Below are 13,831 nucleotides of genomic sequence, written 5' to 3'. Positions count from 1 at the left end.
GATTGCTTTAATAGTATTTCCATTAATTGTTTCTTATAAAGCTCAAAGAAATAAGAAAGATAAAAATTAATGTTTGGTGAATTTTTAAATATAGTTTTCAAATCAATAAAATTAGATAAGACACTTTATTCTGATAACAGAAATTTTGGTGAAGCCTCTATTTATTTTGCAGGATTAATAATGATTTTAGATGGAGTTGCTGGTGCAGTAGCAGCTAATACTGTTATTAAAACTGCAATAGGAATGTCAGGTCTAACAGCAATAGTTACTTGGTTAATATGGGCAATCTTCATTTTTGTAATAGGTGTTAAACTTTTTCCAGATAAACAAACTAAAGTATCATTTAAAAAAGTTCTAACCGCAGTTGGTTTTGCTCATGCTCCTGGTTTATTAAGATTTTTTGCAGTAACTCCAGATTTAATGATACCTATAATTTTTCTTACTCAATTTTGGATTTTTGCAGGTCTGATCATTTCAACAAAAGAAATTTTAAATTTAAAATCTAATTTTAAATCTTTTGGTATAGTCTTATTATCTTTTTTGATAATAGCTTTTCTATCAATTACTTTCGTAATGAGTAGAATGAACATGCTTCCAACTAATCAGATTAGCTAGATTGGAAAAATAGTTTTTGAAATTCTACAGGATTTACAAATTTTAAAGCCAGTTAAAATTAAATTTTGAGATACACTCTCATCCTCTTCTTTACACTCATCACAAATATTATTTAAATCTCCACTGTATTCTTGATCCTTAATTTCATCAAAATTATCAGTCATTATCTGTTAAGCCTGCACCTGCCCCACCTTGTTTTAAACTCTCGGATTCTTCAACAAAAGTATCTTCGGATAATTTGTACATATTCTTCCACTCTTCCTCTGAAAAGTTATCAATATTTTCCAAAAAACTGATTTCTAAATGATTTGCAACAGTCGGAAATTCGTTATTAGCAATATTAGAATAGATATTTAAATTTAAATTTAAAATAATTTCTTTTTTATCAAGATTTAGATGAATTTTTTTACCAATAATTTCTGATGCTCTACTTACAAAAGCTAAAAATATTGAAGGGTAAGCAACGTTATTTAGTTCAATTTTTTTAAAAGATTCTAAAGATTTTGATTGATCTAAAAAACTAACTCCAAGGATTATTGGACAATAAGATTTTGCTGAAGGTTGATTTTTTTCTAATATTAGATTTAAATTTTGAAAACTATTTTCTTTCCTTTCAGAAAAATATTTATTTATATGCTTTATACCTGGAAGACCAAAGGACTCTAATAGTCTTACGCACTTTGCTGTTTCTTCAGCAACTCCCCATGAATATCCAATAGCTTTTGTTGCTCTTTTAACAGTAGTTTCAATTTCACTTAATGATTTCATGTTAAATGCTAGTTTTATAAACCCACTGCTCATCGTAATTTTTTAATTCATGAGGTAAGGGCGCTCCTTGAAACATGCAAATTCTCAACCACTTGTCAGACCTTGGGTCAAATTTTAAAGCCCCAAAGAAAGATAGCTTTAATCTCAACATATCAATAGGCATTATGTTTTTACCAATTGTATTATCTTGAATTTCTGAATAAGGAAATTTTTCAACTATAAAAACTCTTCTAATAATATGTCTCAAATCAGAGTTTTTTATTAAAAAGTTAGATACAGTTTGACTATTTTTAGAAACCAATAATATTTCGTAAAGTTTTTTTATGTCTCTCGCTATAGATAAAGGTTGCTCTAATTCTGAACCATGTTCCTCAAATCTATCAGCTAATCTTGGCTCTTCTTTATTTTTTGAGATAAACCAAAAATTTTGATTATTTTCTTTTTTTTCAAAATTAATTTCTAAAATATTTGGATATTTTTTTTCAATTATATTTCTTAAATCTTCAACGGTCCGATGAGCTGGTATGTTAAAATATTTTTCTTCATCAGAGCTCATTTCTTTTACTAAAGGTTCGGTTATTTCACTATATGGTTCCATCATAATGGATACAACATATTCAATACATTCTTCACATGTTTCTTGCTCAAGCCACTCATAAATACTATTGAAAGGATATTCCCTTGTAAAATCAAAATCATTCTCAATAAATTTCAAAAATTTTTGAATATCTTTCAGTAGATTATTAATTTTATTTTTTTGATATTCACTATCAGTGTTCCAGCTTGTAATATTTGTTAGTGATTTTTTTACACAATCAATAAAAAGTTCATTATCATTTTTATTTACATCTTTAATTTCTCTAATTTTTTTTAATGCTATTTCTCTACTTAAGATCCAGTTATTTAAAAGTGTTGGATGATTAACAATAAAAGGTGCCATTCCTAATCCAGTAGAATTTCCAATACCTAGATTTTTAGAGATTTGCTCGTCTAGTTTGACTGCTTTTTTTGGGTTCTTGTGATAAGCAACATGATTTACTTGATCGAAAGTGAACTGTCTTACAAGATAAACCAGCATCATTTCTAATCTAAATGGTCCGTTAATTTCCTCACGATTTTTTATTCTAAACCTATCTGCTAAACCAAATTTACCAGATCCATAAACAGCAGTAGTTCTGTATAAATAACCCACTTTTGATAATAAATTTAAATCTGGTTGTAATCCTTGACTTAAACTCTCTGTTACATGATTAAATAAACGTACAGATTTATTCGCTCTTGATAATGTAAGTTCTTTATAAGAAAGTCTTCCTACTTCTTGTTTAGGAACTTCATTTTTTAATCTTTCAATATCTTTTTTACCTGGTACTCCATCATGAAGAGTAAAAGCCGCATCCCATTTAGTAGCTATAACTCTGTCTGATCTTTCCTCATCTTTAATATGATTTGCAAAACAAACTAGAGAATAAACTCTTCTGTCTTTTTTAAATGAATATACAGCCTCACCATAACCATTTTCATTTAAATTAAACAAATCTTGTTTATATTCCCAGTCTTTAAATTCATTCAAAAAACTTCTTAAAAAAGATAATTTAGATTGATGAAAAGATCCCAAACGAGATAATCTCATAATAGTATTTGGATCTCTTAGTTCTACTTGCATAACTTAAATTGATTTATAAAAATTGTACCAATTATTTCCTAGTATTCCATGTGTCTCATCATCTGAAAATCCAATCTTTTTGAGACCTTTTTCTATATTTGTAAATCCCCTTGTGTCTTCAAACCAATCAGGTTGTTTTGGAAAGCCTGGTTTATTTTTTGATCCTTCTCCGTAATTTTTAGTTTTGGTCCAAGTACCATTTCTCATCCACTCGACTACGCTGTCGGGTTGATCAAGACAAAGATCTGACCCTATACCAATTTTACTTGCTCCCATAATTTCTGCAGTCTTTGCCACCATTTCACAAAAACTATCAAGAGTACAATTAGTATTTTCTTTCAAGTGATGTGGATATAAAGACAAACCTAACATTCCTCCACTATTACTGAGCATCTTAAGCAAATCTGAAGACTTGTTTCTTTTTGCAGCATGCCAAAAAGAAGGGTTTGCATGTGTGATCGCAATTGGTTTTTCACTTATTTCAATTGCATCCATTGTACTTTTTTCTGCAGAATGAGACATATCAACAACAATGCCTACTCTATTCATTTCTTTTATTGCTTCTCTTCCAAAATTAGTTACTCCGCTATCAATTTTTTCATAGCAACCGGTAGCAAGAAGAGATTGATTGTTGTAAGTTAGTTGCATAAATCTGCATCCAAGTTCATGAACTTTTTCAACCAAACCTATGTCATCCTCAATTGGTGAACAATTTTGAAAACCAAAAAATATTGCAGTTTTGTTTTCAAGCTTTGCTTTTTCTATATCTTTAAAATCTTTTCCTAGAAATATAAGATCAGAATTTGCTTCAAAAATTTTTTCCCACTTATTTAATTCTATTAGTAGCTCATCATAATCTTCATGATAAACTATAGTTACATGAACTGCATCTAAACCTGCAGCTCTGTTTGTTTCAAAAATTTTTCTAGACCAATTGCAATATTGCAAATTATCGATTTTAAAATTCATAACGAAATAAGATTAATCAATCTAAATTGAAATACTATTAATTTTATTGAAATTTTTGATTAATTTTGAAATAAACAATAAAGCCATTTTCATGAAAAAAAATACTAATAAAAAAGTTTCAATAGTTATGGGTAGTCAATCAGACTACAAAACTATGCAATTAGCAGAAAAAACTCTTAAACAATTAGGTGTCTCGTTTGAAACTAAAATTGTTTCTGCTCATCGTACCCCAAAGAGAATGTACGATTTTGCATTAAAGGCAGAAAAAAATAATATAGGGGTAATTATTGCTGGAGCTGGTGGATCAGCACATTTGCCGGGAATGATTTCTGCATTAACTCAAATTCCAGTTTTGGGTGTACCGATTGAAAGCAAAAAATTAAAAGGTTTAGATAGTTTGCTTTCGATTGCTCAAATGCCAAAAGGGATTCCTGTTGGTACTTTAGCAATTGGAGAAGATGGGGCTATTAATGCTGCATTACTTGCAGCTGAAATAATGGCTATTAATAATTCTTCGATCAGAAATAAGTTAAAAAGTTGGAGATCAAACCAAACTAAATCTGTTAAAAGAGTTCCAAAATAAAATGTCTAATATTACTCTTGGGATTATTGGTGGCGGCCAATTAGGAAGTATGCTTGCAATTGCTGCAAAAAAATTAGGCATAAAGATAATAATTTTTTGTGATGATTTGGAAGCACCAGCTCAAAATTTTTGTGACGAATTTATTGGTGCAAAATATGACGATAAAGAAAAAATAAATGAATTTGTAAACAAAGTTGATATCGTAACTTATGAATTTGAAAACATTCCATATGAAACATTAAATGATATCAACAAGTTAAAACCTGTTTTACCAAAACCTTCGGTAAATAGATTAATTCAACATAGATTAGCAGAAAAAGATTTTGTTAATAAATTAAATATAAGAACGACTAGATATGTCTCAGTTGAAAATCAATCTGATATTGATGTACTTGAAGATTTTTTACCAGGTATAATTAAAACTACTACATTAGGTTATGACGGTAAAGGGCAACACCTCGTCTCATCATCAGAAGAATTAAAAAATCTTAAATTAGATTTATCAAGAGGATACATTTTAGAAAAATTAGTCAAACTTAAAAAAGAGATATCAATTATTATAACTAGGTTTAGTAATAATAAATATGAAATCTATGAACCTATAGAAAATACCCATGAAGATCAGATCTTAAAACATTCTAAAATACCTGCAGATATAAATGAAAAAATATTTAATCAATCTAAAGATTGGGCAATTCTTATTGCTGAGGAACTTAAATATGTTGGTACTCTATGTGTAGAATTCTTTATAGATAGAAATGATAATCTTTATGTAAATGAAATTGCTCCAAGGGTTCATAATTCTGGACATTTAACAATTAATGCTTTTAACGTAAGTCAATTTGAAAATCACATTAGAGCTGTTTGTGGACTTGAACAGATACCTTTAAAAAAATTATCAAATGCAAAAATGATAAATTTACTAGGAGATCAAATATCTCATTATAGAAATTCTCCAAAACTTAAAGATAATGAATTCTTTTTTGATTATTTAAAAAAAGAAATTAAAGATAAAAGAAAAATGGGTCATATCACTATTCTGGAATAATATGTTAAAATCAATTGAGGGAAATTTTGATGATCCAGAAGTTCACAAGCTTTTAACTAAGCATTTTGTTGAGCTTAGAGCTGCCTCACCAGAGGGAAGTACTCATGTTTTAGACATCCCTGGTCTTAAAGTTCCATCGATTAAATTCTGGAGTTTATATAACAACGATCAATTAATGGGATGTGGTGCATTAAAATTTTTAGATGAGGGTCATGGAGAATTTAAATCAATTAGAATTCATGACAATTTTAGAAAAAAAGGACACGGTGTTATTGTTATTAATCATTTAATAAGTGAGGCAAAAAAATTAGATATTAAAAGATTAAGTATTGAAACAGGTGCTGGAAATTTTTTTATTCCTGCTAGAAAACTCTTTAAATCTTGTGGTTTTGAGCCTTGTGAACCTTTTGCTCATTATAAAGAAGATGTTAATTCTGTTTATTTGACTAAATTGATTGCTACAGATTGACAATAAGATCGAATAATTTCTCTATTTTGTTGACAAAACCCATTAAAATCTAAAGAAAGCCAAGATTACTTAATTATAAATTTTAAGTAATAATTAATATAACAAAAAGTAAGAAGAAATAATATGAGTCTAACAGGTAAAGTAAAATGGTTCAATCCAACCAAAGGTTTTGGTTTTATTGAAAGAGAAGACAAAGAAAAAGATGTGTTTGTACATGTTTCAGCAGTAAGAGATGCTGGTATGAACGGTTTAGATGAGGGTCAAGCTTTGACTTTCGATGTTGAAGATGGTCCTAAAGGTCCTTCAGCAGTTAACTTAAAAACTGCATAATTTCACACTTCCTATTGGCTGAAAAAATTTTATTTTTTAATAAACAATTTTATTCAGCCAGTACCAAATCTTATAAAAAAACAACTTTTAGTCAAAAAATTTAATTATATAAGTTGTATTTAAAATAATAAAAAATTTATGATCGGAATTTTAGGTGGAATGGGTACTCAAGCTGGTCTTGATTTTTGCAATAAGCTTGCAGTGCTAAATAGAGGTAAAATTGATCAAGAGTATCCTTTGTTTGTTTTATACAACAAATCAAATATTCCAGGAAGACCAGAGTCTATAGGTACTCAAACAAAAAACTTATCAAATCTAAATTCAAATAAATCTAATAAAACAAAATATAATAAAGTTTTAAAAAGTCTTCTTGAAGGCTGTAAGTTATTAGAAAAGAATAAATGCAAATTTATTGTTATCCCATGTAATACAGCACATTATTGGTTTGATGATCTACAAAAAAAAATCAATATCCCAATTATAAATATGCCAAAAGAAGTTTTTAAATTTACAAAAAAGAATTGTAAAAAAAATTCAAAAGTTGGCTTATTGGCCACTGAAGGTACTTTAAAAACTGGAGTGTATAATAAATTTTTTGACGAGACCTATCAATTGATTAATCCATCTGAAAATCTTCAAAAAAATTCAGTAAATAAGGCAATCAAGTTTGTAAAAATGGGCAATGTTAGAGCTGCTGAAAAAGCTATCAAACCAGCTATAAAATATTTGCTTAAAATGAAATGTAAAAAAATAATTTTAGGTTGTACTGAGTTGCCAATTGCAATATTCGCTTTTAAATCATTCAAGAATATTAAATCTTCAAAGATATTTTTGGATCCAAATTTAATTCTTGCCCACTCTGCAATGCAGAAACACAAAAGATAAACAGTGACATCTAAAATTGATAAGCCCTACGTTTTAAGAGTTGCAGAACTAATATATACTAAAATAATTGAGATAAAAAATGAAAATCCTGAAGTTAATAACATCCAAGCATTTGAGATTTTCATGACAACAAAAGATTATGATTTTATTAGCTCAGGAGAATTTCATGAAAATTGGATATCAGAATTAAAAGATAACGATTTTATTGATAAAATTACTGGTAAGAAAATTAATGAAGAAACATTAAGACTTTTAGATATTCAAAAAGATTCTATGGTTAAATTTTTGCTTAAAATACCAAAGTTATACTACACAAAAACCCATTTCCCTCTGGAATTATCTCAAAGAGCCTTTAATCATCTTTGGAGAGTTTGTGAAAGTTATGAAATGTGGTGTAAAGAAACTAAGCAAAAAAATTTGATTAAATTAAATTTAATTGATTAAATTTAAATTTATTAATTACAGTGATTAAAGTATTCCCATTTATATTTATTTTACTTTGGTCATCAGCATTCATAACTACAAAACCAATCATTGATTACAGCGATCCTTTTGCTGCATTAGCCTTTAGATTTGCACTAGTAGCATTTGGTTTTTTAATTTTTTCTATTTATTCAAAGCAGAAAATAATTGTAAGTAAGAAAAATTTTTTACAATCTTTTTTTAGTGGAGTTCTTTTTCATGGATTTTATTTAGGAGGTGTTTTTTATTCAATTTCTATTGGAATGCCCACTGGCCTTGCCGCTTTAATTGTAACACTTCAGCCAATACTAACTAACGCATTAAGTGGACCAATACTTAAAGAGAAGGTTTCTATTAAACAATGGATAGGTGTTTTGCTAGGATTTATTGGAGCATCATTGGTTCTTGGTTTTGAAATTGGGTCAAAAATTCCAACTGCTGGATTAATTGCAACTATTATAGCTTTGATAGCAATAACAAGTTCAACTCTTTGGCAAAAAACAATAAGCAACAACCTACCCTTATCAGTAAGTAATATGAACCAAGCACTTGGAGGTTTTTCATTTCATTTATTAATTATAATTTTTTTTGCTGATCCTTACATTGAATTTTCAAAAACATTTATAATTGCAATGAGTCATCAAATTTTTTTAGTGTCCTTTGGAGCATTCACAATACTCATGTTCTTAATTAAAAAAAATTCTGCAAGCAAAACAGTTTCAATATTTTTTTTAATTCCTACTACATCTGCATTCATGGCATGGTTATTTTTAAATGAGAAATTATCTAATTTAGATCTTTTAGGATTTTTTATAGCTACTATTGGTGTTTATATTGCTACTAGAGAAAAATAATTACTTTGCAATATATCCAAATTCTAAAGATGCATCTGTTATTGAGTGATAAAGAGATTCACCAAAACTTCTTAATCCAAATATTCTAAATTTATCTGGATCATCATCAAGCATGTCTATAGTAACCGACATTCCGTTGTAAGTAGAATTTAAACATTGATTTTTTTCTAGCTCACCAAAATTAAATGGGCATCCTTTTTTTAAAACTTCCTTGGCTTCCTTACCTTCAATTTCAATTATTGCTTTTGAATGAGATATGTCTGTTATTGCAAAATCATTATCATTAAATTTTTGCTCTATTTCATTTAAAGTGTCCTTTTTCTTAGAAACTAAAATCCAATTTCTTGGACCGTTCCAAAGTATTCTTGTGTTATCATTGGAGCTAACTATAGATGGATTATCTCTTAAATTTAGGCCATCTACCTGCATATTGTCTAATGATGAGTTTGAACTTTTATACTGAACTATCTGTACAATTAATAAATTAGTAGTTTCAGATATTGAAAGTAAATTTTTATCATCTTTACCTTCAAAATCTCCAAATTGACCTTTTGCATGCACATTATTTAAAGCTGAAATTAAACTCATGATCTAACTCTTTCTCCTTTTGGATCAACATAATGTGATGAAACTATTTCTACTGGAATAACTTTGTTTTTTAATGGAGACATTACAAATAATTTTTCTCCAATCATATTTTTTCCATCTTTTAATATTGCTAGTGAAAATGGATTATCATGCTCAACACTCCAACAAGAGGCTGAGATATGACCTAATTTTTTATTCGGCAAAGGAGCCTTAGCGTCTTTAACTAAGTGTGAACCTTCTGGAATACTAGTTTTTTTATCCAATGGAACAACGCCTACAATTCGCTGTCTATCTTCAGCTACAAAAGCTGCTCTCTGCAATGATCTTTTTCCAATAAAGTCTTTCTTTTTACTCAATAACCCTTCTAATGCATTGTCGTAAGGAATTGTTCTTCCATCTAATTCAGAACCTGCAACATGCCCCATTTCAATTCTAAGTGTAGACAGTGCTTCAGTTCCATATGGTTGAATTTGAAACTCTTCTCCAAGTTCAATTATTTTTTCCCACATAAATCTTCCGTTATCAGACTCAACATTAACTTCGTAAGCTAATTCACCTGAGAATGAAATTCTAAATATTCTAGCTTTAACACCAAATAAATCACCCTCGACATACCCCATAAATGGAAGACCTTCATTAGATACATCTGTTTTAGGAAACAATTTCTGTAATAAATCTCTTGATTTAGGACCAGCTATGGCAGCTCCCGCCCATTGCTCAGTTGTTGAAACTACATTTACATTAAGTTCAGGCCAAACAAGTTGCAAATAATACTCTAAATGCGAAAGCACATTCGCTGCTTGAGCAGTAGTTGTTGTCATGTGATAGTGGTTTTCTGAAATTCTAGTAGTTGTACCATCATCCATCACTATCCCATCTTCTCTTAACATCACTCCATATCTTGCTTTTCCAACAGGTAACTTCAACCATGCATTTGTGTATACTCTGTTTAAAAATTCAGCAGCATCAGGACCTTTAACGTCGATCTTACCAAGAGTTGTTACATCACAAACACCAACATTTGTTCTTACATTTTTCGCTTCTCTCTTTGAAGCTTCGAACAAAGTTTCGTTTCCTCTTTTATAGTATCTTGGTCTTAACCAAACTCCTGCATCAACAAAAACAGCGTTATGCTCTTCATGCCAATTGTGAATTGGAGATTTTCTTGTTGGTTTTGAATGCTTTCCTACTTCTCTACCAACAATAGCACCTATTGAAATAGGTGTATAAGGAGGTCTAAAAGTTGTGTGGCCAACAGACGGAACAATTTTATTTTCAATCTCAGATACTAATTGTAATCCATTTAAATTACTTGTTTTTCCTTGGTCTGTTGCCATACCTAAAGTGGTATATCTTTTTACATGTTCAATTGATCTATAACCTTCTCTTAATGCAATCTCTACATCAGAAACAGCAACATCATTTTGAAAATCTAAAAATCTTTTATAACTTTTACCTTTTGGTAATGGAACACACCAAAACTTATCATGTTTAGAATATTTTTTTTCAACTACATTTGGAATAGATATTTCGTTATCTTTCTCAGTAATTTTTTTTGATAATTCTTTTCCTTTTTCAAATGATGTTTTTAAAGTTTCTTCTAGTGTAAATACACCATTAGCAGCTCCCAAAGTTGTTTCATTTTGTTTTGAAACTCCTGGAACAAACGCGTCTATCTCTTCATTAAATTTAGTTTTATTTCCTGATTGTGATGCCAAATGAATTGTAGGTGTCCAAAATCCAGAAACACATATACAATCACAATTTATATTCTCTATTTTACCAAGTGTTTTCTTGTCTTCAGAAATAGTTGCCACATCAGCTGATTTTACTTTTTTATAACCTTGTGCTGCAACTACTACATATGAATTTTTAATATTAATTCCTAAATTTTTTGCTTCATCAATAATTTCTGATTGTGGATTTGATCTTGAATCTAAAACTATAGGCTCAACTCCATGTTTTTTAAATTCAATTGCAGTTTCATAGCCACTATCATTGTTTGTAAATACTAAAGGTTTTTTTCCAACTAAGACGCCATAAACTTTTAAATATTCTTTAGCTGCAGATGAAAGCATTACACCAGGCGTATCATTATTTCCAAAAACAATTGGTCTTTCAATTGAACCAGATGAAATTAGAACTTCTTTTGCTCTAATATACCAAAGTCTTTTGTTTGGATGATATTTTTTAGTTTTAGGTAAATGATCACTAACTTTTTCAGACATTACTAACATGTTGTGATCATAGTATCCAAAAACTTGAGATCTATTTTTTACGGTTACATTAGGCATCTCTTTTAATTCTGAAATAATACCGTCTGCCCAATCTTTTCCAGACTGGTTACCGATATTCACATCGCTCGTTAATAATGAGCCGCCATATCTTGGTTTATCTTCAGCTAAAATAACTTTGGCTCCATTTTTAGCTGCAGAATAAGCGCTCGCTAAACCTGATGGTCCAGATCCAGCAATTAAAAGATCACAATACTCATATTTATGTTCGTATCTCTCTTTATCGTGTTTTGTTGAAGCTACACCTAATCCAGCTGCTTTTCTGATAAATGGCTCATAAATTTTATACCAAAAGCTTTTTGGCCACATAAAAGTTTTGTAATAAAATCCAGCAGGTAAAAATATCTTTAAAAAATTATTTATTGCTCCAATATCAAAATTGACACTTGGCCAACAATTAACACTGCTTGCCTCTAATCCTTCAAACAATTCTTGTTCGGTTGATTTAATATTTGGCTCCGTTTCACCATTTCTATAAAGTTGTACAACAGCGTAAGGTTCATCAACACCTGCACCAAAAAACCCTCTAGGTCTGTGATATTTAAAGCTTCTACCAACTAAATGAACACCATTTGCCAGTAAAGCTGAAGCTAATGTATCACCTTCGTATCCAAAATAAGATGTACCGTTGAACTTAAAAGAAATTTTTTTATTTCTATTTATTAAGCCACCTGTTTCTATTCGATAACTCTGAGTCATTAAGCAATTTCTTCGTTAGCTTTATAAGTTTTAAAAATTTCGTGTGTTGCAGTATCTCTTTCAACTTTTATCCACTGTCTGCAACCAGATAAATGCTGCCAAAGTTCTAAATGTTTTCCTCTGGGACTAACTCTATTGTATACGAAATTATCCCATTCTTGATCTGTAACTTCTTTATTAAGTTCTGGTCTTTTAACAGTAGCATCTCCGCCATAAGAAAATTCATTTTGAGATCTCATTCCACAATGTGGGCATTTAATATGTAACATTTATGAAATCCAAGTTTTTGTACCAAGACCTTTTTCATCAATAAGATGACCTGTGCTAAATCTATTCAAACTATATCCTGCATTTAATTCATGTACTCTATCTTGAGCAATGGTATGTGCAAATGTCCATCCTGATGCTGGAGTTGCTTTAAAGCCTCCGTAACACCATCCACAATTTAAATACAAACCTTCAATGTGAGTTTTATCAATTATTGGTGAACCATCCATTGACATGTCCATGATCCCGCCCCAAGTTCTTAACATTTTTAATTTACTTAAAAATGGCATCATCGCAATTCCTTCGGTTAAAACATGTTGTAATGTTGGAAGATTGCCTCTTTGAGCATAACTATTGTAACCATCAAGATCTCCACCCATTACCATTTCACCTTTATCTGATTGACTAATATAAAAGTGGCCTGCACCAAAAGTTACGACTTTATCTAAAACTGGTTTTACTGGTTCAGAAACACAAGCTTGTAAAAGATGAGTTTCAATTGGCAAAGTCATATTTAGTTTTTCTGCTAAAATATTTGTGCTACCTGCAACGCATAGACCAACTTTTTTTGCCTTAATATTTCCTCTAGATGTTCTGATCCCTTTTATTTTTCCTGCGGAAACATCAAAACCTGTGACTTCACAATTTTGAATTATATCTACCCCCATAGAGTCTGCTTGACGCGCATACCCCCAAGCAACTGCATCATGACGAGCAGTTCCAGCACTTGGTTGCATCAATCCACCAAAGATCGGAAATCTTACGTTATCTGAAAAGTCAGCCATTGGAATTAATTCTTTTACTTCTTCTCTGTTTAAAAGAACTGCATCAATTCCGTTTAATCTCATCGAATTTCCTCTTCTTGCGTATGCATTCATTTGTGCATCTGAGTGTGCAAGATTAATAATTCCTCTTGGAGAAAACATTACGTTGTAATTTAAGTCCTGACTCATCTTTCTCCATAAATCCATTCCGAACTCACTGAAAAGACCATTTTCATCATGCATGTAGTTTGATCTGATAATTGTAGTGTTACGTCCAACGTTTCCACCGCCAATCCATCCTTTTTCAATGATGGCTACTTTTGTAATTTGATGCTCTTTAGCTAGATAATACGCTGTAGCCAAACCATGACCACCACCTCCGATGATAACAACATCGTACTCTTCTTTTGGATTTGGATCTTTCCAAGCTAAATCCCAATTTTGATGGCCTGTTAATGCATTTTTAACCAAGCTAAAAATAGAATACTTTTGCATACTAGAATTTTATATTAATGAATTTAAATAGTTCTTATTTTTTTTATATATATATTTTAGAAGTTTCGAAAAATCTCA

Annotated in this window: 16 protein-coding genes; 8 read left to right on the top strand and 8 right to left on the bottom strand. The window is 30.1% G+C overall.

Features of this window, described 5'->3' with window-relative positions; all coding sequences use genetic code 11:
* Positions 1–69 precede the first annotated feature (69 nt).
* Positions 70–615 carry a hypothetical protein gene (locus ACTTBK_RS00935; RefSeq protein ID WP_440614125.1) on the top strand — a complete coding sequence of 182 codons (546 nt, stop codon included), beginning with the start codon at positions 70–72 and terminating at the stop codon, positions 613–615.
* On the opposite strand, the gene ACTTBK_RS00930 is transcribed toward ACTTBK_RS00935, so the two are convergent.
* From ACTTBK_RS00930 to ACTTBK_RS00915, 4 genes are read right to left on the bottom strand one after another with little or no spacing between them, the layout of a single operon-like run.
* The gene (locus ACTTBK_RS00930; RefSeq protein ID WP_440618186.1) at positions 612–779 is read right to left on the bottom strand and encodes a hypothetical protein; all 168 of its coding nucleotides are present in this window, start codon (positions 777–779) and stop codon (positions 612–614) included. The genes ACTTBK_RS00935 and ACTTBK_RS00930 overlap by 4 nt on opposite strands.
* The gene (locus ACTTBK_RS00925; protein ID WP_440618185.1) at positions 772–1,416 is read right to left on the bottom strand and encodes a DUF3726 domain-containing protein; all 645 of its coding nucleotides are present in this window, start codon (positions 1,414–1,416) and stop codon (positions 772–774) included. Before ACTTBK_RS00925 ends, ACTTBK_RS00930 begins: the two co-directional genes overlap by 8 nt.
* Positions 1,385–3,046, bottom strand: a complete 1,662-nt coding sequence (locus tag ACTTBK_RS00920) for a hypothetical protein (protein WP_440618184.1) — start codon at positions 3,044–3,046, stop codon at positions 1,385–1,387. The genes ACTTBK_RS00925 and ACTTBK_RS00920 overlap by 32 nt, the downstream gene beginning before the upstream one ends.
* A gap of 3 nt (positions 3,047–3,049) precedes the next feature.
* A complete protein-coding gene (locus ACTTBK_RS00915; protein WP_440618183.1) occupies positions 3,050–4,015 on the bottom strand; it encodes a membrane dipeptidase in 966 nt (321 codons plus the stop codon).
* 91 nt (positions 4,016–4,106) lie between these two features.
* On the opposite strand from ACTTBK_RS00915, the gene purE reads away from it, so the two are divergent.
* From purE to ACTTBK_RS00880, 7 genes are all read left to right on the top strand, one after another.
* Positions 4,107–4,598 (top strand): 5-(carboxyamino)imidazole ribonucleotide mutase, encoded by a 492-nt coding sequence (gene purE, locus ACTTBK_RS00910; RefSeq protein ID WP_440618182.1) that lies wholly within the window; start codon positions 4,107–4,109, stop codon positions 4,596–4,598.
* Between the two features lies 1 nt (position 4,599).
* The gene (locus tag ACTTBK_RS00905) at positions 4,600–5,646 is read left to right on the top strand and encodes a 5-(carboxyamino)imidazole ribonucleotide synthase (RefSeq protein WP_440618181.1); all 1,047 of its coding nucleotides are present in this window, start codon (positions 4,600–4,602) and stop codon (positions 5,644–5,646) included.
* A 1-nt stretch (position 5,647) separates the two neighbouring features.
* A complete protein-coding gene (locus ACTTBK_RS00900) occupies positions 5,648–6,115 on the top strand; it encodes a GNAT family N-acetyltransferase (RefSeq protein ID WP_440618180.1) in 468 nt (155 codons plus the stop codon).
* 123 nt (positions 6,116–6,238) lie between these two features.
* Entirely contained in the window at positions 6,239–6,445 is a 207-nt protein-coding gene (locus ACTTBK_RS00895; protein ID WP_075506166.1) for a cold-shock protein, read from the top strand.
* A gap of 138 nt (positions 6,446–6,583) precedes the next feature.
* Positions 6,584–7,330 (top strand): aspartate/glutamate racemase family protein, encoded by a 747-nt coding sequence (locus ACTTBK_RS00890; protein WP_440618179.1) that lies wholly within the window; start codon positions 6,584–6,586, stop codon positions 7,328–7,330.
* A gap of 3 nt (positions 7,331–7,333) precedes the next feature.
* Positions 7,334–7,774: a hypothetical protein gene (locus tag ACTTBK_RS00885; protein WP_440618178.1), complete on the top strand. Its 441-nt coding sequence runs from the start codon at positions 7,334–7,336 to the stop codon at positions 7,772–7,774.
* Between the two features lie 20 nt (positions 7,775–7,794).
* The gene (locus ACTTBK_RS00880) at positions 7,795–8,646 is read left to right on the top strand and encodes a DMT family transporter (RefSeq protein ID WP_440618177.1); all 852 of its coding nucleotides are present in this window, start codon (positions 7,795–7,797) and stop codon (positions 8,644–8,646) included.
* Here the strand turns inward: ACTTBK_RS00880 and ACTTBK_RS00875 are convergent, their stop codons facing one another.
* The 4 genes from ACTTBK_RS00875 to ACTTBK_RS00860 are packed head-to-tail and all read right to left on the bottom strand — an operon-like array spanning position 8,647 to position 13,753.
* Complete coding sequence (locus ACTTBK_RS00875) at positions 8,647–9,234, bottom strand: sarcosine oxidase (protein WP_440618176.1); 588 nt, start codon at positions 9,232–9,234, stop codon at positions 8,647–8,649. It abuts the gene before it with no gap.
* Positions 9,231–12,227: a sarcosine oxidase subunit alpha family protein gene (locus tag ACTTBK_RS00870; RefSeq protein ID WP_440618175.1), complete on the bottom strand. Its 2,997-nt coding sequence runs from the start codon at positions 12,225–12,227 to the stop codon at positions 9,231–9,233. Before ACTTBK_RS00870 ends, ACTTBK_RS00875 begins: the two co-directional genes overlap by 4 nt.
* Positions 12,227–12,496, bottom strand: a complete 270-nt coding sequence (locus tag ACTTBK_RS00865; protein WP_075506172.1) for a sarcosine oxidase subunit delta — start codon at positions 12,494–12,496, stop codon at positions 12,227–12,229. Before ACTTBK_RS00865 ends, ACTTBK_RS00870 begins: the two co-directional genes overlap by 1 nt.
* Positions 12,497–13,753 (bottom strand): sarcosine oxidase subunit beta family protein, encoded by a 1,257-nt coding sequence (locus ACTTBK_RS00860; protein WP_075506173.1) that lies wholly within the window; start codon positions 13,751–13,753, stop codon positions 12,497–12,499.
* Positions 13,754–13,831 lie beyond the last annotated feature (78 nt).

Origin of the sequence: Candidatus Pelagibacter sp. HIMB1493 (assembly GCF_052047995.1) — a bacterium.
Taxonomy (GTDB): Bacteria; Pseudomonadota; Alphaproteobacteria; order Pelagibacterales; family Pelagibacteraceae; genus Pelagibacter.
This window is presented reverse-complemented; position numbering and strand designations above follow the sequence as displayed.

What these genes read in the sequence shown, in the direction of transcription:
- ACTTBK_RS00935 (WP_440614125.1), top strand. Translation starts at nt 70, where the DNA reads ATGTTTGGTGAATTTTTAAATATAGTTTTCAAATCAATAAAATTAGAT.
- ACTTBK_RS00930 (WP_440618186.1), bottom strand. Translation starts at nt 779, where the DNA reads ATGACTGATAATTTTGATGAAATTAAGGATCAAGAATACAGTGGAGAT.
- ACTTBK_RS00925 (WP_440618185.1), bottom strand. Translation starts at nt 1,416, where the DNA reads ATGAGCAGTGGGTTTATAAAACTAGCATTTAACATGAAATCATTAAGT.
- ACTTBK_RS00920 (WP_440618184.1), bottom strand. Translation starts at nt 3,046, where the DNA reads ATGCAAGTAGAACTAAGAGATCCAAATACTATTATGAGATTATCTCGT.
- ACTTBK_RS00915 (WP_440618183.1), bottom strand. Translation starts at nt 4,015, where the DNA reads ATGAATTTTAAAATCGATAATTTGCAATATTGCAATTGGTCTAGAAAA.
- purE (WP_440618182.1), top strand. Translation starts at nt 4,107, where the DNA reads ATGAAAAAAAATACTAATAAAAAAGTTTCAATAGTTATGGGTAGTCAA.
- ACTTBK_RS00905 (WP_440618181.1), top strand. Translation starts at nt 4,600, where the DNA reads ATGTCTAATATTACTCTTGGGATTATTGGTGGCGGCCAATTAGGAAGT.
- ACTTBK_RS00900 (WP_440618180.1), top strand. Translation starts at nt 5,648, where the DNA reads ATGTTAAAATCAATTGAGGGAAATTTTGATGATCCAGAAGTTCACAAG.
- ACTTBK_RS00895 (WP_075506166.1), top strand. Translation starts at nt 6,239, where the DNA reads ATGAGTCTAACAGGTAAAGTAAAATGGTTCAATCCAACCAAAGGTTTT.
- ACTTBK_RS00890 (WP_440618179.1), top strand. Translation starts at nt 6,584, where the DNA reads ATGATCGGAATTTTAGGTGGAATGGGTACTCAAGCTGGTCTTGATTTT.
- ACTTBK_RS00875 (WP_440618176.1), bottom strand. Translation starts at nt 9,234, where the DNA reads ATGAGTTTAATTTCAGCTTTAAATAATGTGCATGCAAAAGGTCAATTT.
- ACTTBK_RS00870 (WP_440618175.1), bottom strand. Translation starts at nt 12,227, where the DNA reads ATGACTCAGAGTTATCGAATAGAAACAGGTGGCTTAATAAATAGAAAT.
- ACTTBK_RS00865 (WP_075506172.1), bottom strand. Translation starts at nt 12,496, where the DNA reads ATGTTACATATTAAATGCCCACATTGTGGAATGAGATCTCAAAATGAA.
- ACTTBK_RS00860 (WP_075506173.1), bottom strand. Translation starts at nt 13,753, where the DNA reads ATGCAAAAGTATTCTATTTTTAGCTTGGTTAAAAATGCATTAACAGGC.